This is a genomic window from Enterobacter cloacae complex sp. IR5428 (assembly GCF_049238585.1).
Lineage (GTDB): Bacteria > Pseudomonadota > Gammaproteobacteria > Enterobacterales > Enterobacteriaceae > Enterobacter > Enterobacter intestinihominis.
Genome location: NZ_JBMKHV010000009.1, coordinates 93,082 through 119,350, shown reverse-complemented (window position 1 = coordinate 119,350; position 26,269 = coordinate 93,082). Strand labels below are relative to the sequence as shown.

Below are 26,269 nucleotides of genomic sequence, written 5' to 3'. Positions count from 1 at the left end.
TGGGAATTATGTTCGTTTTCGCGCATGGAGCGTATCGGCCAGCGCCATCGCCAGCCCGACCGCCAGGCCGGTAACGTGCGCACCATTGGCGATAGACATACCAAACAGATCAAACCATCCGGCAATAAGCCATATTAACGCAAAGGTTATTAATCCACGTTGTAAATAGATGCCGCTTTCCGGGTCGCGCTCGCCTCTGAGCCAGGCGTAACCCATCAGGGCGTACACCACGCCGGATAACCCGCCAAACCACGGACCGCTGAATTTATGCTGCACATAGCCGCTTAACAGGGCGCTGATAAGGGTGATCACAATCAGCTTGCCGCTGCCGAGCCGCTTCTCCACCGCCCCGCCGAGATACCACCACCACAGCAGGTTAAAGAGGATATGCATCACCGAGAAGTGCATCAGCGCATGCGTGAAGTAGCGCCAGACGTCAAATTGCAGGGAGGGATCGTACGGCCATGCGAGGGCAATCATCACGCTCTGGTCGCCCACCACGCTCATAATAATGAAGACGATGATGCAGGCTGCCATCAAAAGCAGCGTAAACGGTCCTGCGCGCTCGCGGAGGGTGGCGAGAAACGGAAAACGTTGATAGTGCAGGCCACTGTCGGTCTGGCCGGATTGCCAGCTTGCTGCCAGATAACGCGGGTCGCCCGGGTTTTCCAGGAAACGCGCCAGCTCGGCGTTCACGCGCCCAGCCTGGCTTTCGTCTGCCAGCCAGACATCCGTCTGTGTATGCTGCTGAATAGTCAGGATAATGCCCTGCGTCGCCATATAGTCGACAAACGCCTGGGCGACGCGCGGGTTGCTAAAAGAGGTGATCATCAACATGGGCAGCGGTCGCTTATTTCCACACAAAAGGGGACAGTATAGCGGGATCAGCGCTCAAACGCGTATTCAACTTCTGCCGGGAAATGACGATGCCATGCATCGAAGCCGCCATCGACGCTGTATACCGCGTCGTAACCCTGCTGGAGCAGATACTGCGCCGCGCCTTTACTGCTGTTGCCGTGATAGCACATCACCATCACCGGCGTGTCGAAGTCGTTATCGCGCATAAACGCGCCCAGCGTGTCGTTGGTGAGATGGAACGCGCCCGGCGTGTGGCCCATCGCAAAGCTCTGCGGATCGCGGATATCCACCAGTACCGCGGTTTTCTGGTGCATCTTCTGATGGGCTTCTTCTACGTTAATACATTCAAACTGATCCATGGTGTTCTCATCTTATATTCAGGTGTGGTGCGGTTTTCCCCTCACCCTACCCTCTCCCGGAGGGAGAGGGAAACGGATCACCCTCTCCCCGTGGGAGAGGGCTGGGGTGAGGGCATCAGACCGCACGATTTTACCCCGTAGTGTACGTCCTGGCGGCGGGTAAACGCCATTATGTTATCCATATCACTCTAAATTGTTTTTTTGATGTTACCAAAAGCGCGTTCCTTTGCTATTATGAGCGATATCGAACATTTTTGAGCTTTAACGAAAGTGCATGAGGGTGTTATGGAAACCAAAGATCTGATTGTGATAGGCGGGGGCATCAACGGTGCCGGTATTGCGGTTGATGCCGCAGGACGCGGTTTATCCGTGCTGATGCTGGAAGCTAACGATCTCGCCTGCGCGACGTCGTCCGCCAGCTCCAAGCTGATCCACGGAGGCCTGCGCTACCTGGAACACTACGAATTCCGCCTGGTCAGCGAAGCGCTGGCCGAACGCGAAGTGCTGCTGAAAATGGCTCCGCATCTGGCGATCCCGATGCGCTTCCGCCTGCCCCACCGCCCGCACCTGCGTCCGGCGTGGATGATCCGCATCGGCCTGTTCATGTACGATCATCTGGGTAAACGCACCAGCCTGCCGGGTTCGACCGGTTTGCGTTTTGGCTCAGAATCGGTCCTTAAGCCTGAAATCGTGCGCGGTTTCGAATATTCCGACTGCTGGGTGGACGATGCGCGTCTGGTGCTGGCTAACGCGCAGATGGTCGAGAAGAAAGGCGGCGAGGTGAAAACCCGTACCCGCGCGATCGCCGCGCGCCGCGAAAACGGCCTGTGGATTGTGGAGGCGGAAGACGTGGATACCGGCGAGAAGTTTAGCTGGAAAGCGCGCGGCCTGGTGAACGCCACCGGCCCGTGGGTGAAACAGTTCTTCGATGACGGTATGCACCTGCCTTCTCCGTACGGCATCCGCCTGATCAAGGGCAGCCACATTGTGGTGCCGCGCGTGCATACCCAGAAGCAGGCTTATATCCTGCAAAACGAAGACAAGCGCATCGTGTTTGTGATCCCGTGGATGGACGAGTTCTCCATCATCGGCACCACTGACGTGGAGTACAAGGGCGATCCGAAAAACGTTGAGATTGAAGAGAGCGAAGTCAACTACCTGCTGAAAGTGTACAACGCACACTTTAAGAAACAGCTGGCGCGCGATGACGTGGTCTGGACCTACTCCGGCGTGCGTCCGCTGTGTGATGACGAGTCTGACTCACCGCAGGCCATCACCCGTGACTATACGCTTGATATTCATGACGTGGACGGTCAGGCGCCGCTGCTGTCGGTGTTTGGCGGTAAGCTCACCACCTACCGTAAACTGGCGGAGCATGCGCTGGAGAAACTGGCGCCGTATTACAAAGGCATCGGCCCGGCGTGGACGAAAGGCGCCGTGCTGCCTGGCGGCGATATCGGCAATAACCGCGACGATTACGCCGCGAAGCTGCGTCGCCGCTTCCCGTTCATTACCGAAGGAATGGCGCGCCACTACGCCCGCACCTACGGCAGCAATACCGAACTGTTCCTCGGCGACGCGAAAGAGATTGCCGATCTGGGCGAGCATTTTGGCCATGAGCTGTACGAAGCGGAACTGCGCTACCTGGTGGAACACGAATGGGTGCGCCGTCTGGACGATGCCATCTGGCGTCGTACTAAAGAAGGGATGTGGCTGAATGCCGAGCAGCAGTCTCGCGTGGCGCAATGGTTGCAACAGCATGCGGGAAAGCGTGAATTGTCACTGGCGTCCTGAGGGTGACAAAAAATGCCCGGTGGCGCTGCGCTTACCGGGCCTACAGGATCGAGTAGGCCGGGTAAGGCGGAGCCGCCACCCGGCTTTGTTTTACAACCTCACCGGATCAATATGCCAGATATTCTCGGCATACTCTTTGATGGTCCTGTCTGACGAGAAGTATCCCATGTTGGCGATGTTATGCATCGCGGCGCTGGTCCACTTCTCCTGCTGACGGTACAGTTCGTCCACCTTATCCTGACAATCCACGTAGCTGCGGTAATCCGCCAGCACCTGATAGTGATCGCCAAAGTTAATCAGCGAGTCCACCAGGTCACGATAGCGCCCAGGCTCCTCAGGGTTAAACACCCCGGTGGCGATTTGCGTCAGCACCTGGCGTAACTCTTCATCCTCTTCATAATACTCACGCGGCGAGTAGCCCTGCTTGCGCAGCGCCTCCACCTCTTCCGCCGTATTCCCGAAGATAAAGATATTCTCCGCGCCCACATGCTCCAGCATTTCGACATTTGCGCCGTCCAGCGTGCCGATGGTCAGCGCGCCGTTCAGGGCAAACTTCATGTTGCTGGTGCCGGATGCTTCCGTCCCCGCCGTGGAAATCTGCTCTGAGAGATCCGCCGCCGGAATAATCAGCTGCGCCAGGCTTACGCTGTAGTTCGGGATAAACACCACTTTCAGCTTGTCGCCAATGTCCGGATCCTGGTTCACTACCTTCGCCACATCGTTGATAAGATGAATGATGTGCTTCGCCATGTAGTACGCGGACGCCGCCTTACCGGCAAAGATTTTCACGCGCGGCACCCACTCCGCTGTCGGGTCAGCCTTAATGCGGTTGTAGTGGGTGATCACGTGCAGCACGTTCATCAGCTGACGCTTGTACTCGTGGATACGCTTGATCTGCACGTCAAACAGCGCTTTCGGGTTCGCCACCACGTTGAGGTGCATAGCCAGCCACACCGCCAGACGTTTCTTGTTCAGCAGCTTGGCTTCCCGTACGGCTTTGTTCACCGTCGGAAAATCAATGTGCTGCTCAAGCTCGCTCAGCTGGCTCAAATCGGTGCGCCAGGTGCGGCCGATATTTTCGTCCAGCACGTCAGACAGCGGCTGGTTCGCCAGCGCCAGCCAGCGGCGCGGGGTGACGCCGTTGGTCACGTTGCAGAAACGCGTCGGGAAGATCTTCGCAAAGTCTGCAAACAGCGACTGCACCATCAGGTTCGAATGCAGCTCTGAAACCCCGTTAACCTTATGGCTGATCACCACCGCCAGCCAGGCCATGCGTACGCGGCGACCATTGGATTCATCAATGATCGAGGCGCGGCTCAGCAGGCCGGTATCGTTCGGGTACTGCTCCTGCAAGGTCTTGAGGAAGTAGTCGTTGATCTCGAAGATGATTTGCAGGTGGCGCGGCAGAATTTTGCCGAGCATATCCACCGGCCACGTCTCCAGCGCTTCACTCATCAGCGTATGGTTGGTGTACGAGAACACCTGGCAGGTCACTTCAAACGCGTCATCCCAGCTGAACTTATGCTCGTCAATCAGCAGGCGCATCAGCTCAGGGATCGACAGCACCGGATGGGTATCGTTGAGGTGAATAGCGGTTTTTTCCGCCAGATTCGCATAGGTTTTGTGCAGCTGATAGTGACGGCTAAGGATATCCTGAATCGTTGCCGAGACGAGGAAATACTCCTGACGCAGGCGCAGCTCGCGGCCCGAGTAGGTCGAGTCATCCGGATACAGGACGCGGGACACATTCTCAGAGTGGTTTTTATCTTCCACCGCCGCGAAGTAGTCACCCTGATTGAATTTACCGAGGTTGATCTCGCTACTGGCCTGCGCGTTCCACAGGCGCAGCGTGTTGGTCGCATCGGTGTCGTAGCCGGGGATAATCTGGTCATAGGCCACGGCGAGGATCTCTTCGGTTTCCACCCAGCGGGATTTTTTCCCTTCCTGCTGAATACGCCCGCCAAAACGCACCTTGTAGCGCGTGTTGTGGCGCTTGAACTCCCACGGGTTACCGTACTCCAGCCAGTAGTCCGGCGACTCTTTCTGACGCCCATCAACGATGTTCTGCTTGAACATGCCGTAGTCGTAGCGAATACCGTACCCGCGTCCCGGCAGCGCCAGCGTCGCCAGTGAATCGAGGAAGCAGGCGGCAAGTCGCCCGAGACCACCGTTACCCAGCCCCGGGTCGTTCTCTTCGTCAATCAGCTCTTCTAAGTCCAGCCCCATCTCTTCCAGTGCGTTTTTGACGTCGTCATAAATCCCGAGCGATAACAGCGCATTGGAGAGGGTGCGACCAATCAAAAACTCCATCGACAGGTAATACACCTGTCGCGTCTCCTGCGAGAGCTGGGCGCGGTTGGAGCGCAGCCAGCGTTCGACCATACGGTCACGCACCGCAAACAGCGTGGCGTTCAGCCACTCATGTTTGTTGGCAATAACGGGATCTTTCCCAATGGTAAACATCAGCTTATAGGCGATGGAGTGTTTCAACGCCTCAACGCTGAGCGTGGGGGAAGAGTAGCTAAATGGAGCATTCATATCAGTAACTTCGCCTCGTTACATCAAGCGTTGATAAAGGTCGCGGTAGGACTGCGCCGCAACGTGCCAGCCAAAGTCCATGGACATCGCCTGACGTTGTACGTAACGCCACAGGGATGGACGGGACCACAAGACGAAAGCACGCCGGATCGCCCGAAGTAGCGACCAGGCATTACTGTCCTCGAAAACAAACCCGCTGGCGATACCATCCGCCAGGTTTTCCAGGGAGCTGTCAGACACCGTATCCGCCAGCCCGCCCGTGCGGCGTACCAGCGGCAGCGTGCCGTATTTCAGACCATAGAGCTGCGTCAGGCCGCAGGGCTCGAAACGGCTCGGCACCAGAATCACGTCTGCGCCGCCCATGATGCGGTGCGAGAACGCTTCGTGATAGCCAATCTGCACGCCCACCTGCCCCGGATGTTCCGCCGCGGCCGCGAGGAAACCTTCCTGCAATACCGGGTCGCCCGCGCCGAGCAGCGCAAGCTGCCCACCCTGCTCCAGTAATCCCGGCAGCGCTTCCAGCACCAGATCCAGCCCTTTCTGGCTGGTCAGGCGGCTGACCACCGCAAACAGCGGTACCTTGTCGTTGACCTTCAGCCCCATCGCAATCTGTAGCTGACGCTTGTTCTCCGCTTTGTCCTCCACGGAGTCGCGACCATAGCGCGCTGCCAGCAGGAGGTCCGTTTCCGGATTCCAGATCTGTTCATCCACGCCGTTCAGAATGCCCGACAGACGACCTTCACGGTGGCGCTGTTGCAGTAGCCCTTCCATACCGTAACCGAACTCCGGCTGGGTAATTTCCCGCGCGTAGGTTGGGCTGACCGCCGTGATGTGGTCGGCGTAGTACAGACCGGCCTTCAGGAACGAAATCTGTCCGTTAAACTCCAGTCCGTGCATGTTAAAGAACGACCATGGCAGATCGATGTCATTCATATGATGCGCGTAATACATGCCCTGATACGCCAGGTTGTGCACCGTAAACACCGATTTCGCCGGGTGTCCTTTCGCCGCCAGATACGCAGGAGCCAGCCCCGCATGCCAGTCGTGCGCGTGCACCACGTTCGGACGCCAGAACGGATCCAGCCCGACGGCCATCTCCGCCCCCACCCAGCCGAGCAGGGCAAAGCGCAGCACGTTATCGGTATAGGCGTACAGGTTGGTATCGTGATACGGGCTGCCGGGTCGGTCGTATAAATGCGGCGCATCAATCAGGTAAATCCCTACGCCATTGTAATGTCCAAACAGCAGGGTGATACGTCCCGCGAAGGTCTCGCGGCGGGTAACAACCTTCGCATCGGGAATACCACGCCGGATATCCGGAAAAGCGGGTAACAACACGCGGGTATCCACCCCTCCGGCAATTTGCGCCGCCGGTAATGCACCAAGAACATCCGCCAGTCCGCCCGTTTTTAACAACGGGAACATCTCAGAACATACGTGTAAAACCTGCATCATCGCTCCTGTTTGATTTGCAGCTTCCGCAACATTTCCCGTGTTACTAACACGATCCCCTCTTCCGATCGGTAGAAACGACGTGCATCTTCTTCCGCGTTTTCCCCAATCACCATCCCTTCGGGAATGACGCAGGCACGGTCGATAACGCAGCGACGCAGACGACATGAGCGCCCTACCCAGACATCCGGCAGCAGGACTGCCGAATCGATATTACAGAATGAGTTTATACGCACGCGCGGGAACAGCACGGACTGCACCACCACCGAACCGGAGATAATGCACCCGCCAGAGACCAGCGAGTTCAGCGTCATACCGTGGCTGCCGGAGCGATCCTGGACGAACTTCGCCGGCGGCAGCGATTCCATATGGGTGCGAATCGGCCAGTTCTGGTCGTACATATCCAGTTCAGGCGTCACAGATGCCAAATCGAGGTTGGCTTTCCAGTAGGCTTCCAGCGTGCCGACGTCGCGCCAGTAAGGTTCCGCATTTGGATCGGACTGCACGCAGGACAATGGGAAAGGATGTGCATACGCCATGCCAGCTTTGGTAATTTTCGGGATGATGTCTTTACCGAAGTCGTGGCTGGAGTTTTCGTCTTTGTCGTCTTCTTCCAGCAGCTCATAAAGATAATCGGCATCAAAGACATAGATCCCCATGCTGGCGAGCGATTTGGTGTCGTCTCCCGGCATGGTTGGCGGATTCGCCGGTTTTTCGACAAAGTCGATAATCTTGTCGTCGCCATCTACATGCATCACGCCAAACGCGGTTGCTTCTGCAACAGGCACCGGCAGACACGCCACGGTGCAGCGCGCACCTTTTTCGACGTGGTCGATCAGCATGTGGGAGTAATCTTGCTTGTAGATGTGGTCCCCGGCGAGGATAACGATGTATTCCGCGTTGTAGCGGCGAATGATGTCGAGGTTCTGGGTCACGGCATCCGCCGTGCCGCGGTACCAGTTCTCCCCGTGAACGCGCTGCTGCGCCGGGAGCAGATCGACAAACTCGTTCATCTCTTCGCTGAAGAATGACCAGCCGCGCTGAATGTGCTGCACCAGCGTGTGCGACTGATACTGGGTAATGACGCCAATACGGCGAATGCCTGAGTTCAGGCAGTTGGACAGTGCAAAATCGATAATACGGAACTTACCACCAAAGTGAACGGCCGGTTTGGCGCGCTTGATGGTCAAATCTTTCAGACGGGTACCACGCCCGCCCGCGAGGATCAGGGCAACTGTTTTTAATGGTAGCTGGCGCGCCAACATTAACGGATCGTTCTTCTCTAATCTAACCATGACTAACTCCTTTTTTATCATCTTTGGAATACGCACACTCCGTGCGCAGGCCCGTGCCAGACAGCCATAACAACCGGATTATCCGCTCCGGCAAAGGGAGGAATGGCTCGCCATTCCCCGTCAGGTAAAACAATCTCTGCGACGTCATCCGTCGCGTTCAGCGTCACCAGCCACGCATCCGAAAGCAGGATTTGCAGACAGGGTATGCCGTGTTGCCACTCTTGCGCGCTCAACGGTTGCGCGTCTTTATTCAGCCAGCGAACGTTGCCGTCGCCCTCTTCCCACCAGCAGTCGGCGGTGAGCGCGGGGATGTGCTGGCGAAGATGGATCAGCGCCGCGGTGAAATGGGTCAACCCGCTGTTCGCTTCTTCCCAGTTGAGCCAGGTCAGGGTGTTGTCCTGGCAATAGGCGTTGTTGTTGCCGTGCTGGCTGTGACCGTGCTCATCGCCCGCCAGCAGCATCGGCGTGCCCTGCGACAACAAAAGCGTCGTCAGCAGCGCATGAACGCTGGCGCGTCGCCGCTCGATCACATCCAGACTTCCGCCTAACCCTTCTATACCATGGTTAAAGCTATGGTTGTTGTTAGTCCCATCGCGATTCTCTTCGCCGTTTGCCTCATTGTGTTTCTGATTGAAACAAACGCAGTCGCGCAGCGTAAAACCGTCGTGCGCCGTCACCAGATTAATGGTGGCCGACGGACGTTTGCCGTCACGCTTAAAGAGATCGCTGGAGCCGGCAAAGCGACCGGCAAACTCCCCCAGCGACAGATCGCGCGTCAGCCAGAAGCGGCGGACGGCATCGCGGAAGTGGTCGTTCCACTCGGCAAACAGCGGCGGGAAGTTCCCCACCTGATAGCCGCCCTCGCCGATGTCCCAGGGCTCCGCAATCAGCTTCATCTTTGAAAGCACCGGACAGTTTTTGATGGCCTCAAACAGCGGCGCCTGCTGGCTGAACGCCGGGGTGCGCCCCATTACCGGCGCCAGGTCGAAACGAAAACCGTCCACGTGGAACGTCTCAACCCAGTATTTCAGGCACGCGTACGCGTAATGCGTAACGGCCGGATGACTGAGGTTGAGGGTGTTACCGCACCCGGTCCAGTTCTCGTAATCGCCGTCGTCCCTGATCCAATAATAGCTACGGTTATCGATTCCGCGCTGTGAGAGCGTCGGGCCATCAAGATCGCTTTCTGCACTGTGGTTCAACACCACGTCCAGAATGACCTCGATACCCGCCGCGTGAAGCGCCTTCACCGCATCGCGAAACTCATCCCGCGCCTTCTCCGGATGCACCGCGTAGCGCGGGTCGAGGGCGAACATCGCCAGCGGGTTGTAGCCCCAGTAGTTGCTTAACCCAAGACGCTGCAGCCGCGGCTCGCTGGCAAAATGCGCCACGGGCAACAGCTCCAGGGCGGTGATCCCTAAGTGCTTCAGGTACGCGACCATCGTCGGATGCCCAAGCGCTTTGTAGGTGCCGCGCATCTCTTTGGGGATTGACGGATGCAGATACGTCAGCCCTTTGACGTGGGCTTCATAAATAACGGTGTTGCCCCACGGCGTGCGCGGCGGGGCATCGTCTTCCCAGTCGTAGAGATCGTGTACCACCACGCTTTTGGGCGCGACGGGTGCGCTGTCGCGGTGGTCTGGTTCGCCGTAGCCAACGTGGAACAGCGGGTCGTCTTTAAACTCGCCGTCCACGCGGTGCGCACATGGGTCAATCAGCAGCTTCGCCGGGTTAAACCAGTGCCCCTGAGAGGGCTCCCAGGGGCCGTGTACGCGAAAACCGTAGTGCATCCCCGGCCGTCCTCCGGGCAGGTAGCCATGCCAGGTATCCCCCGTGCGCGCCGGTAAATCGTAACGGTGTTCGTTACCTTCCCCGTCAAACACACAGAGTTCCACCCGCTCAGCGTGGGCAGAAAAGAGCGTGAAGTTCACCCCCTTTCCGTCAAAACTCGCCCCGAGCGGTTCGGGTTTACCTGCCGAGAGCTGCGTCATTCTCCCTCCCGCACCAGCCAGATTGTGCTCAGCGGCGGCAGCGTCAGGCCAAGGGAGTTCGGACGGCCATGGCTTTCAATGGCATCGCTCTGTACCAGCCCGCCGTTACCAGCGTTGCTGCCGTGGTAGTGCATGGAGTCGGTGTTAAGGATTTCTCGCCATTTGCCCGGCTGGTTTATGCCGAAGCGGTAGTGTTCGCGCGGTATCGGCGTGAAGTTGCTGGCGACGATGATCTCGTTACCGGCTTTATCACGTCGTACAAAGACAAACACCGAGCGCTCGTGGTCGTCCACCACCAGCCACTCAAAGCCGTACGGATCGAAGTCCAGCTCGTGCAGCGCTTTGTGGTGGCGATAGGTCAGGTTCAGGTCGCGAACCAGACGCTGCACGCCGTGGTGCCAGTTGTCCGCGCCTTCCAGCAGATGCCAGTCAAGGCTGGTGTCGTGGTTCCATTCGCGCCCTTGCGCAAATTCGTTGCCCATAAACAGCAGCTTTTTGCCCGGGAAGGCGAACATCCAGCCGTAATAGGCGCGCAGGTTGGCAAACTTCTGCCACGCGTCCCCCGGCATGCGGTCGAGAACGGATTTCTTGCCGTGTACCACTTCATCGTGCGACAGCGGCAGCATGAAGTTTTCGGTGTAGTTGTAGAGCAGCCCGAAGGTGAGCTTATCGTGGTGATACTGACGATAAACCGGGTCAAGCTTCATGTAGTCGAGCGTGTCGTGCATCCAGCCGAGGTTCCACTTGTACCAGAAGCCCAGGCCGCCCATTGCCGGTGGACGGGAAACGCCCGGGAAGTCTGTTGACTCTTCCGCCATGGTCACAGCGCCTTCCACCTGCTCGCCGATAATGCGGTTGGTGTTGCGCAGAAACTCAATCGCTTCGAGGTTTTCACGCCCGCCATACTCGTTTGGGATCCACTCACCCTCTTTGCGGCTGTAGTCGCGGTAGATCATCGACGCCACTGCATCGACGCGCAGGGCATCAATGCCGAAACGTTCGATCCAGTACAGCGCGTTCCCGACCAGGTAGTTTGACACTTCACGGCGACCGTAGTTGTAGATCAGCGTGTTCCAGTCCTGGTGATAGCCTTCGCGCGGATCGCTGTGCTCGTACAGCTTCGTACCGTCAAACTCTGCCAGCGCAAAATCATCCGACGGGAAGTGGCCCGGCACCCAGTCGAGGATCACGTTCAGTCCGGCGGCGTGCGCGGCATCAATGAAATAGCGGAAGTCATCGCGCGTGCCGAAGCGGCGCGTAGGCGCATATAGCCCGGTCGGCTGATAGCCCCAGCTACCGTCGAACGGGTGTTCGTTGATTGGCAGCAGCTCCAGATGGGTAAAGCCCATCCATTTGGCGTACGGCACAAGCTGGTCCGCCAGCTCGCGATAGCTCAGCCAGAAGTTGTTATCGGTGTGGCGACGCCAGGAGCCGAGATGCACTTCATAGACGGAGATCGGCGCATCAAAGCGGTTGGCCTGCTTGCGCTCCTCGCTCTGGACAACCTTCTCCGGCAGGCCGCAAATCAGCGAGGCGGTATTCGGGCGCAGTTCGGCCTCAAAGGCGTACGGGTCGGATTTAATACGCAGCTTGCCGTTGGCATCGATCATCTCGAATTTGTAGAGCTGACCGTTGTGCGCGCCGGGGATAAACAGCTCCCAGATACCGGTTTCCCGGCGCAGGCGCATGGGGTGACGACGACCGTCCCAGTAGTTGAACTGCCCGACGACGGAGACGCGCTGGGCGTTTGGCGCCCATACGGCAAAGCGCGTGCCGGTGATACCGTCCATGGTATCCGCATGGGCACCCAGCGTTTCGTAGGGGCGTAAATGGGTCCCTTCGGACAGCAGCCAGGCGTCCATCTCTTTTAAGAGCGGGCCGAAGCTATAGGGATCATCAATCAGGTTTTGCTGACCGTGCCAGATAACGGCAAGCTGATAACGAAAAGGATTTTTACGGCGGGGCATGACGCCCGAGAAGAAGCCACGCGAGTCGAGGCATTCCAGATTACCCACCTTGCGGCCGGTTTTGGGTTCGATAACCCACACTTCTGTTGCATCCGGTAACAGCGCCCGAACTTCCAGTCCGGCCTCTGTACGGTGCATCCCTAGCACAGAAAAGGGGTCGGCAAAGTGACCCGCAATAAGCGCATTAATCACGTCTCTCGAAATACGATCGGACATGGTATTCATCCTGTTTTTTTATGTCGCCCTTTTTACGCGCTCCGGGACGACTTTTAATGTGACCTAAACGGTGCAGTTAATCCTCTCTGCTCCGCCCTACCCTCAGGTGAGAAATAAATCTTCCTTAAAGCATAGCCAACGTCGTGGGCCCTCCTGATAAAAAATAAGACATCTGCGTTTTACTCCATGTAGTACGCAAAAAAAGGGGGTGACATTCACCCCCGGTGTTTAACAAATTATTACGCCAGCTGGCGCAGCATGCGGCGCAGCGGCTCGGCGGCACCCCAAAGAAGCTGGTCGCCAACGGTGAACGCGGAGAGGTACTCCGGTCCCATGTTCAGCTTGCGCAGGCGGCCAACCGGGGTGGTCAGCGTGCCGGTAACGGCTGCCGGGGTCAGTTCGCGCATGGTGATATCGCGATCGTTTGGCACCACTTTCGCCCACGGGTTGTGCGCGGCCAGCAGCTCTTCCACGGTCGGAATAGACACATCTTTTTTCAGTTTAATGGTGAAAGCCTGGCTGTGGCAGCGCAGCGCGCCGATACGCACGCACAGACCGTCAACCGGAATGGTGTTCGCGGTGGCGAGGATTTTGTTGGTCTCAGCCTGGCCCTTCCACTCTTCGCGGGTCTGGCCGTTATCCAGCTGTTTGTCGATCCACGGGATCAGACCGCCGGCCAGCGGTACGCCAAAGTTATCCACCGGCAATTCGCCACTGCGGGTGAGCTGAGTGACTTTACGCTCGATATCGAGGATCGCGGACGCCGGGTTTGCCAGCTCAGTCGCGACGCTCTGGTGCAGCTGGCCCATCTGGGTCAGCAGCTCGCGCATATGTCGCGCGCCGCCGCCGGACGCCGCCTGGTAGGTCGCTACGGAGACCCACTCCACCAGATCCTGTGCGAACAGGCCGCCGAGGGACATCAGCATCAGGCTGACGGTGCAGTTACCGCCAACAAACGTTTTCACGCCGTTGTTCAGGCCGTCGGTAATGACATCCTGGTTAACCGGGTCGAGAATGATGATGGCATCGTCTTTCATACGCAGCGAAGAGGCCGCGTCAATCCAGTAGCCCTGCCAGCCGCTTTCACGCAGCTTCGGATAAATTTCGTTGGTATAATCGCCGCCCTGGCAGGTCACAATAATGTCGAGTGCCTTCAGCGCTTCCAGATCGTAAGCATCCTGCAACGTGCCTGTGGTACCACCAAAGGACGGTGCAGCCTGGCCGAGCTGGGAAGTGGAGAAGAAGACCGGGCGGATGGCGTCGAAATCGCGCTCTTCAACCATGCGTTGCATGAGTACAGAGCCGACCATACCGCGCCAGCCGATAAAACCAACGTTTTTCATAGCATTTTTTTCCTGCAAGGGGTGTGTGCTGATTGTGCAAGCCAGTATTGAACTGGGATATGCTTCACATTACAAAATGCTGCCAAAGTCGCAAGCGAAATTAATCGATGATTGCCCGGCAATCAGAAAAAGTGCTAATCATCGCAATGACCACAATAAGTATCAGGGATAATTTAAGATGAGTGAAATCATTTCCGCAGCGGTTTTATTGATCCTGATTATGGATCCGCTCGGTAATCTGCCGATCTTCATGTCGGTGCTGAAGCACACCGAGCCGAAGCGCCGTCGGGCGATCATGATCCGCGAGCTGCTCATCGCCCTGCTGGTGATGTTTATCTTCCTGTTCGCCGGTGAAAAAATCCTCGCTTTCCTGAACTTACGTGCCGAAACGGTCTCCATTTCCGGCGGGATCATTTTGTTCCTGATTGCCATAAAGATGATTTTCCCGAGCGCGGAAGGCAGCAGCAGCGGCCTGCCTGCGGGTGAAGAACCGTTTATCGTGCCGCTGGCGATTCCGCTGGTCGCCGGGCCAACGATTCTGGCGACGCTGATGCTGCTGTCGCATCAGTACCCGAATCAGATGAGCCACCTGGTCATTGCCCTGCTGATCGCCTGGGGCGGGACATTTATTATTCTGCTGCAGTCGTCGCTGTTCCTGCGCCTGCTGGGAGAGAAAGGGGTGAACGCCCTCGAGCGCCTGATGGGGCTGATTCTGGTGATGATGGCGACGCAGATGTTCCTGGATGGGATCCGGGCATGGATGAAAGGGTGAAGATGTAAAAAAGCCGGGTGGCGCTTACGCTTACCCGGCCTACGGGACCTGATTTTTTTGTAGGTCGGGTAAGGCGAAGCCGCCACCCGACATAATACGGTCTCGTTAGCTCAGCAGCGTAAACGCAATCATCCCGACAACCGCACCCGTCGTGCCAAGGATGGTTTCCATCAGCGTCCAGGTTTTCAGGGTTTGCGCTTCGGTTGCGCCGGTAAATTTACCGAACAGCCAGAAGCCTGCGTCGTTCACGTGAGATACCACAATCGAGCCGCCCGCGATACAGATAGAGAGCGCCGCCATCTGCGCGCCGGAGTAGTTCAGCTGTTCAATCACCGGCATCACCAGCCCCACCGCGGTTAAGCACGCCACGGTCGCGGAGCCCTGAATGATACGCACCGCCGCGGCCAGCACGAAGCAGGTGACCGCAATCGGCAGGCCCATTCCGGTCAGCGCTTCGCCCAGCGCCGGACCCACACCGGAATCCACCAGCACCTGCTTGAACACGCCGCCCGCCCCGATCACCAGCAGAATAATCCCCGCAGGTTGTAGCGCGGCACCGCATATCTCCATCACGCGATCTTTTGGCATGCCCTGACGCATCGCCAGGCCGTAAATCGCGACCAGACACGCCACCAGGATCGCAGTGAACGGATGGCCAATAAATTCGAACCATTCGTAAGCGGTTGACCCCACCGGCACAAAGCGGGCAGCGATGGTTTTCAGGCCCACCAGCACCAGCGGCAGCAGGATCAGCGACAGACTGAAGCCGAAGGACGGCATTTTGCCCTCGCCCAGGTGCGGCTCGGAGATGTCATCCGGAATGTGCAGCTCAACGTAACGGCTAATGAAGTTGCCCCACAGCGGACCGGCGATAATCATCCCCGGGATCGCCGCACACAGGCCAATCAGGATCATCCAGCCAAAGTCAGCATGCATCTGGGAAGCCAGCAGCATCGGCGCAGGCCCCGGCAGCAGAAACGCCGCCGCCGCCGCCACGCCCGCAAACAGCGGAATGACCAGCTTCACGAGGTTGGTACCGGTATGGCGTGCCATGGAGAACGCCACGCTAATCAGCAGCACCACCGCCACTTCAAAGAACAGCGGCAGCGCGCAAATCAGACCAGCCAGACCAATCGCGTAGTGCGCACGGCTGTGTCCGAAGGATTTCAGCATCTTGACGGCAATCTGATCGACCGCGCCCGTCTCGTGCAAAATCTTGCCAAACATCGCGCCGAGCGCGACTACGATGGCCAGGAAGCCGAGCGTGCCGCCCATCCCTTTTTCCATCGTCGCCGCAATTTTGTCGAGCGGCATTCCGGAAAAGAGACCGGCACCAATAGAAACCACCATCAAAGCAACGAAGGCGTGCATACGTGCCTTCATCACTAAAAACAGCAGCAGCAATACGGAACCCACTGCTGTCAAAACTAGCGTTAATGTACTCAAAACTTACTGCCTTTTATTAATAACCTCGATGGTGCTGGCAACAACACCTTCCAGCGGCTGATCGATATCAACCACTAAGACATCCTGTTCGTCAGCCCCCGGCTCCTGCAACGCTTCGAACTGCGTTACCAGCATCTGGGTTTTGAAGAAGTGGCCTTTACGCGCCTTCAGGCGGCTTTCAATTACCCCGAAATCGCCTTTCAGGTAGATGAAAGAGAGGTTCGGGTTGCCATCGCGCAGCAGGTCGCGATAGGTTTTTTTCAGCGCGGAACAGACTATCAGGGAGACTTTATTGGTGCGCTGCATCGCGAACGCGGCATCATTCAGCGCCTGCAACCAGGGTTTGCGGTCGTCGTCATTCAGCGGCTCGCCGGAAGCCATTTTCATGATGTTGCTGCGCGGATGGAGGAAGTCACCATCAAGAAACGCAGCCTGGAGTTGATGCGCCACTTCGCTCGCCACGGCAGATTTACCGCTACCGGACACGCCCATCAGGACGTAAACGTGGTGATCGTGATTAGTCGTGCTCAAAGGGTGTCCCTCAGTCAATTGTTACGGGTAACAGTTATCGGTAACATTGTCCTGCCGGGGCATAAGAGAAGCAATATCCAAACGTGCGCGAAGTGAATAAGTGTGAGCTACTTCAAATTTGTCGGATTAAATAGATCCACCCGGTGACAAGGTGAAACCTAAATCTAACATTTTAGGGGTAACTGCCTCACCACGAATGCGCGCCAGCAGGCGTTCTGCACCAATGCGGCCCATGCGTTCACGCGGGGTCAGGACGCTTGCCAGACGCGGCTCCATCACCTGGCCAATGTCGTGGCCGTGGAAGCCGGCAATCGCCATATCATCCGGGATTTTTAAACCCAGGCGCTGACACTCAAACGCGGCGCCGACCGCAAGGTCATCGTTGGTACAGAAAATACCGTCCAGTTGCGGATACTCGCGTCGCGCCTGACGCATCAGCTCAATACCCGACGTATAAGAGGAAGATTGCTCCACCATCACGCTGTACGGGGTTAAACCGGCGTCGAGCATCGCCTGCTCGTATCCCTTCTGTTTGATGATAGTACGTTCATCCAGACGCGCACCCAGATAGGCCACATGGCGATGACCGCGGGCGATGATCGCCGCCGTCATCTGACGCGCCGCTTCAAAGTTATCGAACCCCACGGCGATGTCGAGGCACGGCGACTGGCTGTCCATCAGCTCCACCACCGGAATGCCTGCCACTTCAATCATTTTCAGCGTGCGCGGGGTGTGAGTACGTTCCGTTAAAATCAGGCCGTCAATGTTCCAGGAAAGCATCGATTCAAGACGTTCCTCTTCCAGTTCCGGCTTGTACCCATAGTGGGCGAGCATGGTCTGATAACCAAAGGCATCGGTCACGCTTTCGATGCCACGCAGCACTTCAGCGAAAACCTGGTTGGTTAAGGAAGGAAGCAGGACGCCCACCGCACGGCTGGTCGCATTAGAGAGAATATCGGGCGCGCGGTTGGGGATATAACCCAGTTCATCAAGGGCGGCGGCAATCTTGCCACGCAACGCCACGGAAACCTGCTCCGGGTTACGTAAAAAACGGCTGACCGTCATTTTGGTCACACCGACGCGATCGGCGACATCCTGAAGTACGGGGCGTTTCTTTTTCATCGTCCTGAGAAATCTTGAAGTGAGAGATTTGCTCAGTTTATCACGGACAAAGCTCAACCTTCCCCGTTTAAAGGGAAGGTTGAGAAATTATTTAGACCGGCGGCAGATCAAACAGCAGAATTTCACTTTCGCTGTCGGCATGCACGGAGAGCGCCTGCTCATCCCAGACTGCCAGGCCATCGGCGGTGGTGGCTTTGGTGCCATTGATGGACACCTCGCCTTTCACCACCTGGATCCAGACGCGGCGGTTGGCGGCGATCTGGTGCACAGACTGTTCATCTTTCGCCAGCGCCCAGCGGTACAGCTCCATATCCTGATGCACTTTCAGGGAACCTTCACGCGCATCCGGGGAGAGCACCAGCTGTTTACCCTGTTTCGCATCGAAGCGGCGCTGTTCGTAGCGTGGCGTGATGCCGGTCTCTTCTGGAATGATCCAGATTTGATACAGGTGCAGTTTTTCCGTTTTGCTCGGGTTGTACTCAGAGTGACGCACCCCGGTACCCGCGCTCATAATCTGGAACTCGCCCGCCGGAACCTGCTCTTTATTGCCCATGCTGTCCTGGTGCTCAACCGCCCCTTCCAGCACATAGGTCAGGATTTCCATGTCCTTATGCGGGTGGGTACCGAAGCCCTGGCCTGCATCAATCACGTCGTCGTTAATGACGCGCAGCGCGGAGAAGCCCATGAAGTTCGGGTCGTAGTAGTCGGCAAACGAGAATGAATGCCATGAGTCCAGCCAGCCATGATTCGCGTGACCACGTTCGTTTGCTTTGCGTAAGTAGATCATTGTTTTCACCCTCAGTTCGTTTCGATGGAGTAAGTGTGGACGCAAACGCTCAGGGATCATAGAGGGTGAAAATTGACTCCTCTGTTCAAAAATTTAGAACAAGCACAAAGGAGCCATTTTTGCTTATCTGGCGAGGGTTACCGTGGCAGGGGAAGCCTGTTCGAAGGCCCGTTCAAGGATTTCCAGGTTCGTCAGAACGTCAGATTCCTTGACGTAATTCGGCGTGCCGCTGGAGAGGGTTTCATACAGCGCATCGTAGACGCGTCCATAATCGCCCGTTTCCGGCTTCAGCTCTTCCCTGACCGTCAGGCCCTCGTCGTTCACGTACTCCAGCACGCCCACGGAATCATCTGCCGCAAAGCCCGGTTCGCCCGGCATGATGTTGGCCTTCAGGCTGGTCTCCTGCTGGTCAATACCGTACTTGATAAAGGAGCCTTTCTTGCCGTGAACGATAAATTTCGGGTAGTCGATTTTCACCAGATGACTGGTTTTGACGATGGCTTTCAGGTCGCCGTAGAACAGCTGTGCTTCGAAGGTATCGTCCGGATTGGCCTTATTGCGCAGGCTGCGGATGTCGTACGCCACGTGGTCCGGGCGGCCAAACAGGGAGATGATCTGGTCCATGGTGTGTACGCCCAGACCGTAGAACGAACCGTCCTGCGGCAGGCCGGGTTTGGTTTCTGCCACAGGGCGGTAGTAATCGAAGTGGCTTTCGATTTCAACGATCTCGCCGAGCTTGCCGCTTTCGATTGCCTTTTTTGCCGTCAGGAAGCAGCTGTCAAAGCGACGGTTCTGGTACGGCGTGACGGTCAGGCCTTTGCTTTTTGCCAGCGCAAAGAGTTCCTTCGCTTCGGCGATGGTCGGGGTGAACGGTTTTTCCACCAGCACGTTTTTACCTGCTTCCAGCGCGCGTTTTGCGTAGTCAAAGTGGCTGTCGGCGTGGGTACAGACCACCACCAGCTTCACCTGCGGATCATTTAACACTTCATCAAGATCGCTGGTGAAATGAATATGGGAATACTGCGGAGACTGCTCTTCTGGCTTCGCGCGGCGGCGATAGATATGGGCCACGTGCCAGGTCTCTTTTCGGTTAAGAACATACGGAAGGTGGTAACGCGTGGTGCTTTTGCCAAATCCAATAAATGCACAATGTAGTGTCATGGCTCAGTCCTTTTGGAAGGTTACTGAGTCTAACCATAACAAAAAAAAAGCCAGCGAGAAGCTGGCTAAAGTAATACTGGAAGCAATGTGAGCAATGTCGTGCTTTCAGGTTCCCGTAGGAGGTCTTCCTGAATGCAGAGCAATAATAATCATTCTCATTCGCACTTGTCCAACACTTTTTGCAAAAAATAGCGATTGACTCAACTTTTAAAGTCACTGATGTTGGAAGGGACTTTTAACTGACTGAGGAACAAGGAATGAGTGAGATAGTGATACGCCACGCTGAACCGAAAGATTACGACGCCATTCGTCAGATCCACGCCCAGCCGGAGGTGTACCACAACACGCTACAGGTTCCTCATCCCTCAGAGCAGATGTGGCATGACCGGCTAACCGATCAGCCCGGTATCAAGCAGCTTGTCGCCTGTATTGATGATACCGTCGCCGGGCATCTGTGCATTGCCGTAGCCCAGCGTCCGCGCCGCAGCCACGTTGCCGATTTTGGAATTTGTGTGGGTGCGCAGTGGCAAAACCGGGGCGTCGCCAGCGCGCTGATACGCACCATGATTGATATGTGCGACAACTGGCTGCGCGTCGACCGCATCGAGTTAACGGTGTTTGTCGATAACGCACCGGCAATCGCGGTGTACAAAAAGCACGGGTTTGAGATTGAAGGCACCGGCAGGCGCTACGCCCTGCGCAACGGCGAGTACGTGGACGCGTATTATATGGCGCGGATGAAGTAACCCCTCACCCCGACCCTCTCCCCGAAGGGGCGAGGGAGAAAAGACCGCACCGTGCAATCCCCTCTCCCCTATGGGGAGAGGGTTAGGGTGAGGGGAGCCCTCAATACCCCGCCGTTAAATCATCCACCGATCGTGGGTCCGACGCGCCAAACAGTGCCCCGTCCGGCCCGACCATAATGCTCTGGGTGCTGCCCATCGCCTCCTTCACCGCCACCTTCTGCCCGCGCTGCTCAAGCAGCTTGAGGGTATCCGGGCTAAAGCCCTTCTCCACGCGCAACTCGTCCGGCAGCCACTGGTGATGGAAACGCGGCGCATTGGTCGCTTCGGCGACGTTCATCCCAAAGTCGATGCTGTTCACTACCATTTGCAACACGGTGGTGATAATCCGGCTCCCGCCCGGGCTGCCGGTCACCAGCCAGGTTTTGCCGTCTTTCACCACGATGGTGGGCGACATGGACGACAGCGGGCGCTTCTTCGGCCCGACCGCATTTGCATCGCCGCCGACCAGCCCGTAGACGTTCGGCACGCCCGGCTTGGCCGAGAAATCATCCATCTCGTTGTTCAGCAAAATACCGCTGTTGCCCGCCACAATCCCGGTGCCGAAGGTGGTGTTGAGCGTGTATGTCACCGCCACCGCGTTTCCGTCTTTGTCCACGACCGAGAAGTGGGTGGTCTGGTTACTTTCATACGGCGCCAGCTTGCCCGGGCGGATCTCGCTGGACGGTTTAGCCTTGTTGATGTCGATCTCATCGGCAATCGATTTGGCATAGGCTTTGTTGGTCAGCGCCTGCCACGGCACCTTCACGAAATCCGGATCGCCAAGGTATTCCGAGCGGTCCGCGTAGGCGCGCTTTTCCGCCTCCGCCATCACCTGCATGGCATCGGCACTACCGAAGCCGAACTTGTGCATATCGAAGTTTTCCAGAATATTGAGGATCTGCACAATGTGAATGCCCCCGGAGGACGGCGGCGGCATGGAGAAGACCTCGTAGCCGCGATAGGTGCCGCTAATCGGCTCGCGCTCCACCGCCTTATATTCCGCCAGATCCGCTTTGGTGATCAGCCCGCCGTTCTTCTGCATCTCATCAGCAATCTGATCGGCAATCGGCCCCTTATAGAAGGCGTCCGGACCGTTTTCGGCAATCAGTTCGAGACTTTTTGCGAGGTTCTTCTGCACCAGCTTATCGCCCTTTTTCAGCGGCTCGCCGTCTTTCCAGAAGATAGCCTTGCTGTTTTCATGATTGGGAATAACTTCGCTGCCGTAGGTTTTGAGGTCGTTCGCCAGCGCGTCGTTGACGACGAAGCCGTCGCGCGCCAGCCTGATGGCAGGCTGTACCACTTTATTCAGCGGCAGCGTGCCGTATTTTTCCAGCGCCAGCGAGAACCCCGCAACGGTGCCCGGCGTGCCGGAGGCAAGGTGCGAGGTCAGGGATTTTTTACTGTCCGGATTGCCCTGATCGTCGAGGAACATATCGCGGGAGGCCTGATTCGGTGCCATCTCACGGAAGTCGATGGCCGTAGTTTTACCGTCTTTCGTGCGCAGCATCATAAACCCGCCGCCGCCCAGGTTGCCTGCCTGTGGATGCGTCACCGCCAGCGCGTACCCGACCGCGACCGCCGCATCCACCGCGTTACCGCCCTGTTTAAGAATATCGACGCCCACCTGAGTTGCCAGCGCGTCAACCGAGGCCACCATGCCATGCGTCGCCCGCACGGGATGAAAAACATCCTCCTCCACGCCGTAAGAGACCGGAGGAGCGGCGGGCGGGTTGGCCGCCACGGTAAATGTGCCGCCTGCCATCAGCGCAGCGATGGCGACCCAGCGCAAAAAGGTTGGTTTCATCATTATTGTTCTCCAGGTGAAGGGGCCTATATTCCCCGCTTAAGCCTGGTTCACAACTCTTAAAAAATCATCGTTATGCCGGAATCAGGATAAACTTAAGAGAAGCCTCAAAGGAGGAGATAACCATGAAACGATTACCGATCCTGATCGCGCTGCTTCCGTTCGCCGCGCTCGCACAGCCGATAAACACGCTGAACAACCCAAACCAGCAGGGCTATGTCATTCCGAGCCAGCAGCGTATGCAGACGGAGATGATGAGCCAGCAACAGCAGCAGAAAGGGATGCTTAATCAGCAGTTAAAGACGCAGACCCAGGTGCAGCAGCAGCACCTGCAAAACCAGATGAACGCTAATACCCAGCGCGTGCAGCAGGGCCAGATGCGCGAGCAGCCGCTGTCAAACTCAAACGGTGGGATGTTAGGGGGCGGGGTGTCGCAAAGCAGCGGTCAGCAGCATATGCTGCCGACCCAGCAGAACGGCAGTATGCTTAATAAATAAAGTTCGGCCCGATCTGGTCAATCGCATCGGTACAGATGCTGTCCACGCCCCAGCGCAGCAGCTCGGCTGCACGCTGGGGTTTGTTGACGGTGTAGACCAGGATATGCAGACCGGCCTCTTTTAACAGCATCACGCGCGCTTCATCCAGCAGCTTATGGTTGAGGTGGATCGACACGCAACCTAAGCGGGCAGTCAGCGCGCGCCAGTCTTCTCGCCACTCATCCAGCAGCAGCCCGCGCGGCAGCTCTGGTACGGCCGCCTGTGCCGCTTCCAGCGCGTCGATGTCAAACGACGACAGCAGCGGTACCGTCATCCCTTCCCACAGCTCACGCGCGGCCAGCGCGATGACTTTGCCCGTCAGCGGCCCGGTGCCGGTGGTCGGTTTGATTTCGATGTTGGCCATCATGCCGTGCTGGCGGCAGCGGTCCGCCACTTCCGCCAGCAGCGGCAGCGGTTCACCTTTGAATTCCCCGCTGAACCAGCTTCCGGCATCCACCTTCAGCAGATCGCGCCACGGCAGTTCGCCCGCCACGCCCCAGCCGTTGCTGGTGCGTTCAAGGTTGTCGTCATGCAGCAGGAAAATTTCGCCGTCCTTCGACAGCTTGGCATCGAACTCGATCATCGTGTGGCCGTAGCGCGCGCCAGCGTCAATTGCCGCCAGGGTGTTTTCCGGCGCCAGTTTACCGCCGCCACGGTGGGCGACAATGTGGGGGTAAGGCCAGTTGCTCATACTCGTTGTCCTGTTTCACCGTCAAATAAGTGCAGGTGATTTTCCGGCATATGCAGCCACAGCGTGCTGCCTGCCTTCGGGCGCTCCTGATGCGGCAGGCGCACCACCAGCTTTTGTTCGCCCCAGCGTCCGTGCGCCAGGTTGTCTGCGCCCAGCATCTCCAGCGTGTCCATCACCAGCGGCACGCCGCCGTCCGCCTGAGACGTCAAACCAATATGCTCCGGGCGGATACCGAGCGTCATCTTACGCCCGGCGTAGCCACGATAGTACCAGTTGATCGGCAACGCCATCCCGCTTTCCAGCTCAAAATGGGTTCCTGCAGCATTGATCCGCCCGTCCAGCAGGTTCATCGCCGGACTGCCGATAAAGCTCGCCACAAAACGGCTGGCCGGTTTTTCGTAGACTTCCACCGGGGTGCCAATCTGCTCGGCGATGCCTTTGTTCATCACCATCACGCGCTGGGCGAGAGTCATGGCCTCTACCTGATCGTGGGTCACGTAGAGGGACGTGGTTTTCAGGCGGCGATGCAGCTGCTGTAGCTCAAGGCGCATCTGCACGCGCAGCTTGGCGTCGAGGTTTGACAGCGGTTCGTCGAACAGAAAGACCGCCGGGTCGCGCACGATGGCGCGCCCCATCGCCACGCGCTGACGCTGGCCGCCGGAAAGCTCGCGCGGGCGGCGCTTGAGCAGGCCGTCCAGCTCCAGAATGCGCGCGGCTTCTTTCACGCGCTCCTCGATATGGCCTTTGCCCATGCCGCGAATTTTCAGCCCCCAGGCCATGTTCTCTTCCACGCTCATGTGCGGATAGAGGGCGTAGTTCTGGAACACCATCGCGATGCCGCGATCTTTGGGTTCCATCTCGGTAACGCGCTGGCGGTCAATCCAGATATCCCCGGACGTCACGCGTTCCAGCCCCGCCACCATGCGCAGCAGCGTGGATTTCCCACAGCCGGACGGACCGACCATGACGATAAATTCCCCGTCCGCCACGTCGAGCGTCAGCGGCTGAATGACCTGGGTTTTGCCGTCCCAGCTTTTGGTTACTGCCTGTAATTTTAAACCTGCCATCTTATTTCTCACTGTCCACTAAACCACGCACAAACGCACGCTGCATGGCTAAAACGATAACGACCGGGGGGATAAGGGTGAGCAGCATCGCCGCCATTACCTGGTTCCAGAGGGTGGTGCCTTCGCCGGTGGCGATCATGCCTTTGATGCCCGCCACGGCGGTGCCGAGGTTGACGTCCTGAACGATCAGCAGCGGCCACAGGTACTGGTTCCAGCCGTAGATAAAGGTGATCACAAACAGCGCCGCAAGGTTGGTTTTCGACAGCGGCAGCACGATGTCGCGGAAGAAGCGCATCGGCGAGGCGCCGTCAATACGCGCGGCTTCAATCAGCTCATCCGGCAGGGTCATAAAGAACTGGCGGAACAGGAAGGTGGCGGTCGCCGAGGCCATCAGCGGCAGGGTTAAGCCCGCGTAGCTGTCGAGCATCTTCAGGTTGGCGATCACCTCCACCGTCGGGAAGATACGCACCTCCACAGGCAGCATCAGGGTGATGAAAATCATCCAGAAAAACAGGTTACGCAGCGGAAAGCGGAACCAGACGATGGCAAACGCCGAGAGCATCGACACCGTGATTTTGCCGACGGTGATGCCGAACGCCATGATGAAACTGTTGAGCATCATCAGCCAGAACGGCGCGCTGTTGGCCCCCACGCCCTGGGTCCAGATAGTTTTCATGTTCTCGAAAAGATGCCCGCCGGGGACGAGCGTCATCGGCGTGTCGAACACCGCTTTGGTGTCCAGCGTGGCGGCGACGAAGGCCACGTACAGTGGAAACAGGATGACGAGGATGCCCAGGATCAGCAGGGTATGGCTGAAAATCGTCAGCCCGCGACGGTTCTCAATCATTGGTAGCGCACCTTACTTTCGACATAGCGGAACTGCACCACCGTGAGGATGATGACGAGGAACATCAGCACCACGGACTGGGCGGCAGAGGCAGAGAGATCAAGCCCGGCAAAGCCTTCGCGGTAAATTTTATAAATCAGCGTGGTCGTCGCCTGTACCGGACCGCCCGCAGTGGCGGCGTCGATCACCGGGAAGGTGTCGAAGAAGGCGTACACCAGGTTTACCACCAGCAGGAAGAAACTCACCGGGGCGATCAGCGGCAGCGACAGCCGGAAGAAGCGGCGCACTGGCCCTGCGCCGTCAATCGCGGCGGCCTCCACCAGCGAACGCGGGATAGACTGTAGCGCGGCGAAGAAAAACAGGAAGTTATAGCTGATCTGCTTCCACACCGAGGCGAACACCACCAGGAACATGGCCTGACCGCTGTTCTGGGCGTGGTTCCAGTCATAGCCAAACTCGCCCAGGAAGTGGGTAATCAGCCCGCGCCCCGGGTTAAACAGGAAGATCCACAGCACGGCGGCCACGGCGGGAGCCACAGCGTAAGGCAGCAGCATCAGGGTCTGATACAGACGGCTGCCGCGCACTACGTAATCCACCAGCGCGGCGAAGAACAGCGACGCGACAAGACCGCTGACGGTGACCAGCGCGCTGAATTTGATCGTCGTCCAGAAGGAGTCCAGGTAGTAGCTGTCATGGAACAGCGCGGTAAAGTTGTCCAGCCCGACAAACTGGCTGGAAAGCCCGAACGGATCGACGCTTTGTACCGAGTACCACAGCGCTTCGCCCGCAGGCCAGATAAAGAAGATAACGGTGATGACCAGCTGCGGCGCGACCAGCAGGTACGGCAGCCAGCGGGAACGGAACACCGGACGGGATGATGACATAGGTTAGCTCAAGTAGGTTTTCG

The 26,269-nt window shown here is 57.6% G+C and carries 22 protein-coding genes; 4 read left to right on the top strand and 18 right to left on the bottom strand.

What is annotated here, in order from left to right; genetic code table 11:
- Window positions 1–6 precede the first annotated feature (6 nt).
- Both glpG and glpE read right to left on the bottom strand, forming a co-directional pair.
- Window positions 7–837, bottom strand: a complete 831-nt coding sequence (gene glpG, locus ACOTXC_RS14975) for a rhomboid family intramembrane serine protease GlpG (RefSeq protein WP_022649642.1) — start codon at window positions 835–837, stop codon at window positions 7–9.
- A gap of 47 nt (window positions 838–884) precedes the next feature.
- The gene (glpE, locus tag ACOTXC_RS14970) at window positions 885–1,217 is read right to left on the bottom strand and encodes a thiosulfate sulfurtransferase GlpE (RefSeq protein ID WP_022649643.1); all 333 of its coding nucleotides are present in this window, start codon (window positions 1,215–1,217) and stop codon (window positions 885–887) included.
- Window positions 1,218–1,502: 285 nt separating this feature from the next.
- Between glpE and glpD the strand changes: the two genes are divergently transcribed.
- Window positions 1,503–3,011: a glycerol-3-phosphate dehydrogenase gene (gene glpD / locus ACOTXC_RS14965; protein WP_154051959.1), complete on the top strand. Its 1,509-nt coding sequence runs from the start codon at window positions 1,503–1,505 to the stop codon at window positions 3,009–3,011.
- 90 nt (window positions 3,012–3,101) lie between these two features.
- Here the strand turns inward: glpD and glgP are convergent, their stop codons facing one another.
- The 6 genes from glgP to asd form a co-directional block, all read right to left on the bottom strand.
- On the bottom strand, window positions 3,102–5,549 hold the full coding sequence (gene glgP, locus ACOTXC_RS14960) for a glycogen phosphorylase (protein WP_032626819.1): 2,448 nt from the start codon (window positions 5,547–5,549) through the stop codon (window positions 3,102–3,104).
- 18 nt (window positions 5,550–5,567) lie between these two features.
- Complete coding sequence (gene glgA / locus ACOTXC_RS14955) at window positions 5,568–7,001, bottom strand: glycogen synthase GlgA (RefSeq protein ID WP_022649646.1); 1,434 nt, start codon at window positions 6,999–7,001, stop codon at window positions 5,568–5,570.
- Window positions 7,001–8,296: a glucose-1-phosphate adenylyltransferase gene (gene glgC / locus ACOTXC_RS14950; RefSeq protein ID WP_003861582.1), complete on the bottom strand. Its 1,296-nt coding sequence runs from the start codon at window positions 8,294–8,296 to the stop codon at window positions 7,001–7,003. The genes glgA and glgC overlap by 1 nt, the downstream gene beginning before the upstream one ends.
- Window positions 8,297–8,313: 17 nt before the next feature.
- The gene (gene glgX, locus ACOTXC_RS14945) at window positions 8,314–10,287 is read right to left on the bottom strand and encodes a glycogen debranching protein GlgX (RefSeq protein ID WP_421767804.1); all 1,974 of its coding nucleotides are present in this window, start codon (window positions 10,285–10,287) and stop codon (window positions 8,314–8,316) included.
- Window positions 10,284–12,470: a 1,4-alpha-glucan branching enzyme gene (gene glgB, locus ACOTXC_RS14940; protein ID WP_023298793.1), complete on the bottom strand. Its 2,187-nt coding sequence runs from the start codon at window positions 12,468–12,470 to the stop codon at window positions 10,284–10,286. The genes glgX and glgB overlap by 4 nt, the downstream gene beginning before the upstream one ends.
- A 239-nt stretch (window positions 12,471–12,709) precedes the next feature.
- Window positions 12,710–13,813: an aspartate-semialdehyde dehydrogenase gene (gene asd / locus ACOTXC_RS14935; RefSeq protein ID WP_022649649.1), complete on the bottom strand. Its 1,104-nt coding sequence runs from the start codon at window positions 13,811–13,813 to the stop codon at window positions 12,710–12,712.
- Between the two features lie 178 nt (window positions 13,814–13,991).
- Between asd and yhgN the strand changes: the two genes are divergently transcribed.
- Entirely contained in the window at window positions 13,992–14,585 is a 594-nt protein-coding gene (yhgN, locus tag ACOTXC_RS14930; protein ID WP_003861574.1) for an NAAT family transporter YhgN, read from the top strand.
- Window positions 14,586–14,690: 105 nt separating this feature from the next.
- On the opposite strand, the gene gntU is transcribed toward yhgN, so the two are convergent.
- From gntU to ACOTXC_RS14905, 5 genes are all read right to left on the bottom strand, one after another.
- A complete protein-coding gene (gene gntU, locus ACOTXC_RS14925) occupies window positions 14,691–16,031 on the bottom strand; it encodes a gluconate transporter (RefSeq protein WP_017693851.1) in 1,341 nt (446 codons plus the stop codon).
- A 3-nt stretch (window positions 16,032–16,034) separates the two neighbouring features.
- Window positions 16,035–16,562: a gluconokinase gene (gene gntK, locus ACOTXC_RS14920; protein WP_003861569.1), complete on the bottom strand. Its 528-nt coding sequence runs from the start codon at window positions 16,560–16,562 to the stop codon at window positions 16,035–16,037.
- A gap of 126 nt (window positions 16,563–16,688) precedes the next feature.
- Complete coding sequence (gene gntR, locus ACOTXC_RS14915; RefSeq protein ID WP_003861567.1) at window positions 16,689–17,684, bottom strand: gluconate operon transcriptional repressor GntR; 996 nt, start codon at window positions 17,682–17,684, stop codon at window positions 16,689–16,691.
- 91 nt (window positions 17,685–17,775) lie between these two features.
- Window positions 17,776–18,471, bottom strand: a complete 696-nt coding sequence (locus ACOTXC_RS14910) for a pirin family protein (protein ID WP_003861565.1) — start codon at window positions 18,469–18,471, stop codon at window positions 17,776–17,778.
- Between the two features lie 123 nt (window positions 18,472–18,594).
- On the bottom strand, window positions 18,595–19,632 hold the full coding sequence (locus tag ACOTXC_RS14905) for an oxidoreductase (RefSeq protein ID WP_022649651.1): 1,038 nt from the start codon (window positions 19,630–19,632) through the stop codon (window positions 18,595–18,597).
- 257 nt (window positions 19,633–19,889) lie between these two features.
- Here ACOTXC_RS14905 and yhhY point away from each other — a divergent pair, with 257 nt between their 5' ends.
- Window positions 19,890–20,378, top strand: a complete 489-nt coding sequence (yhhY, locus tag ACOTXC_RS14900) for an N-acetyltransferase (RefSeq protein ID WP_023298796.1) — start codon at window positions 19,890–19,892, stop codon at window positions 20,376–20,378.
- Window positions 20,379–20,478: 100 nt separating this feature from the next.
- On the opposite strand, the gene ggt is transcribed toward yhhY, so the two are convergent.
- Complete coding sequence (gene ggt, locus ACOTXC_RS14895; RefSeq protein WP_421767803.1) at window positions 20,479–22,224, bottom strand: gamma-glutamyltransferase; 1,746 nt, start codon at window positions 22,222–22,224, stop codon at window positions 20,479–20,481.
- Window positions 22,225–22,346: 122 nt separating this feature from the next.
- Between ggt and ACOTXC_RS14890 the strand changes: the two genes are divergently transcribed.
- A complete protein-coding gene (locus tag ACOTXC_RS14890; protein ID WP_023298798.1) occupies window positions 22,347–22,718 on the top strand; it encodes a DUF2756 family protein in 372 nt (123 codons plus the stop codon).
- Here ACOTXC_RS14890 and ugpQ read toward each other — a convergent pair.
- Genes ugpQ through ugpA form a run of 4 tightly spaced genes read right to left on the bottom strand, consistent with a single transcriptional unit; the run spans window position 22,708 to window position 26,246 of the window.
- Complete coding sequence (gene ugpQ / locus ACOTXC_RS14885) at window positions 22,708–23,448, bottom strand: glycerophosphodiester phosphodiesterase (protein WP_022649655.1); 741 nt, start codon at window positions 23,446–23,448, stop codon at window positions 22,708–22,710. The genes ACOTXC_RS14890 and ugpQ overlap by 11 nt on opposite strands.
- A complete protein-coding gene (locus tag ACOTXC_RS14880) occupies window positions 23,445–24,515 on the bottom strand; it encodes a sn-glycerol-3-phosphate import ATP-binding protein UgpC (protein WP_022649656.1) in 1,071 nt (356 codons plus the stop codon). The genes ugpQ and ACOTXC_RS14880 overlap by 4 nt, the downstream gene beginning before the upstream one ends.
- Before the next feature lies 1 nt (window position 24,516).
- Window positions 24,517–25,362 carry a sn-glycerol-3-phosphate ABC transporter permease UgpE gene (ugpE, locus tag ACOTXC_RS14875; protein WP_023298800.1) on the bottom strand — a complete coding sequence of 282 codons (846 nt, stop codon included), beginning with the start codon at window positions 25,360–25,362 and terminating at the stop codon, window positions 24,517–24,519.
- Window positions 25,359–26,246: a sn-glycerol-3-phosphate ABC transporter permease UgpA gene (gene ugpA / locus ACOTXC_RS14870; protein ID WP_003861551.1), complete on the bottom strand. Its 888-nt coding sequence runs from the start codon at window positions 26,244–26,246 to the stop codon at window positions 25,359–25,361. Before ugpA ends, ugpE begins: the two co-directional genes overlap by 4 nt.
- Between the last annotated feature and the right edge of the window lie 23 nt (window positions 26,247–26,269).

Coding starts and splice junctions, on each gene's coding strand:
- glpG (WP_022649642.1), bottom strand. CDS start 837: ATGTTGATGATCACCTCTTTTAGCAACCCGCGCGTCGCCCAGGCGTTT.
- glpE (WP_022649643.1), bottom strand. CDS start 1,217: ATGGATCAGTTTGAATGTATTAACGTAGAAGAAGCCCATCAGAAGATG.
- glpD (WP_154051959.1), top strand. CDS start 1,503: ATGGAAACCAAAGATCTGATTGTGATAGGCGGGGGCATCAACGGTGCC.
- glgP (WP_032626819.1), bottom strand. CDS start 5,549: ATGAATGCTCCATTTAGCTACTCTTCCCCCACGCTCAGCGTTGAGGCG.
- glgA (WP_022649646.1), bottom strand. CDS start 7,001: ATGCAGGTTTTACACGTATGTTCTGAGATGTTCCCGTTGTTAAAAACG.
- glgC (WP_003861582.1), bottom strand. CDS start 8,296: ATGGTTAGATTAGAGAAGAACGATCCGTTAATGTTGGCGCGCCAGCTA.
- glgX (WP_421767804.1), bottom strand. CDS start 10,287: ATGACGCAGCTCTCGGCAGGTAAACCCGAACCGCTCGGGGCGAGTTTT.
- glgB (WP_023298793.1), bottom strand. CDS start 12,470: ATGTCCGATCGTATTTCGAGAGACGTGATTAATGCGCTTATTGCGGGT.
- asd (WP_022649649.1), bottom strand. CDS start 13,813: ATGAAAAACGTTGGTTTTATCGGCTGGCGCGGTATGGTCGGCTCTGTA.
- yhgN (WP_003861574.1), top strand. CDS start 13,992: ATGAGTGAAATCATTTCCGCAGCGGTTTTATTGATCCTGATTATGGAT.
- gntR (WP_003861567.1), bottom strand. CDS start 17,684: ATGAAAAAGAAACGCCCCGTACTTCAGGATGTCGCCGATCGCGTCGGT.
- ACOTXC_RS14910 (WP_003861565.1), bottom strand. CDS start 18,471: ATGATCTACTTACGCAAAGCAAACGAACGTGGTCACGCGAATCATGGC.
- ACOTXC_RS14905 (WP_022649651.1), bottom strand. CDS start 19,632: ATGACACTACATTGTGCATTTATTGGATTTGGCAAAAGCACCACGCGT.
- yhhY (WP_023298796.1), top strand. CDS start 19,890: ATGAGTGAGATAGTGATACGCCACGCTGAACCGAAAGATTACGACGCC.
- ggt (WP_421767803.1), bottom strand. CDS start 22,224: ATGATGAAACCAACCTTTTTGCGCTGGGTCGCCATCGCTGCGCTGATG.
- ACOTXC_RS14890 (WP_023298798.1), top strand. CDS start 22,347: ATGAAACGATTACCGATCCTGATCGCGCTGCTTCCGTTCGCCGCGCTC.
- ugpQ (WP_022649655.1), bottom strand. CDS start 23,448: ATGAGCAACTGGCCTTACCCCCACATTGTCGCCCACCGTGGCGGCGGT.
- ACOTXC_RS14880 (WP_022649656.1), bottom strand. CDS start 24,515: ATGGCAGGTTTAAAATTACAGGCAGTAACCAAAAGCTGGGACGGCAAA.
- ugpE (WP_023298800.1), bottom strand. CDS start 25,362: ATGATTGAGAACCGTCGCGGGCTGACGATTTTCAGCCATACCCTGCTG.
- ugpA (WP_003861551.1), bottom strand. CDS start 26,246: ATGTCATCATCCCGTCCGGTGTTCCGTTCCCGCTGGCTGCCGTACCTG.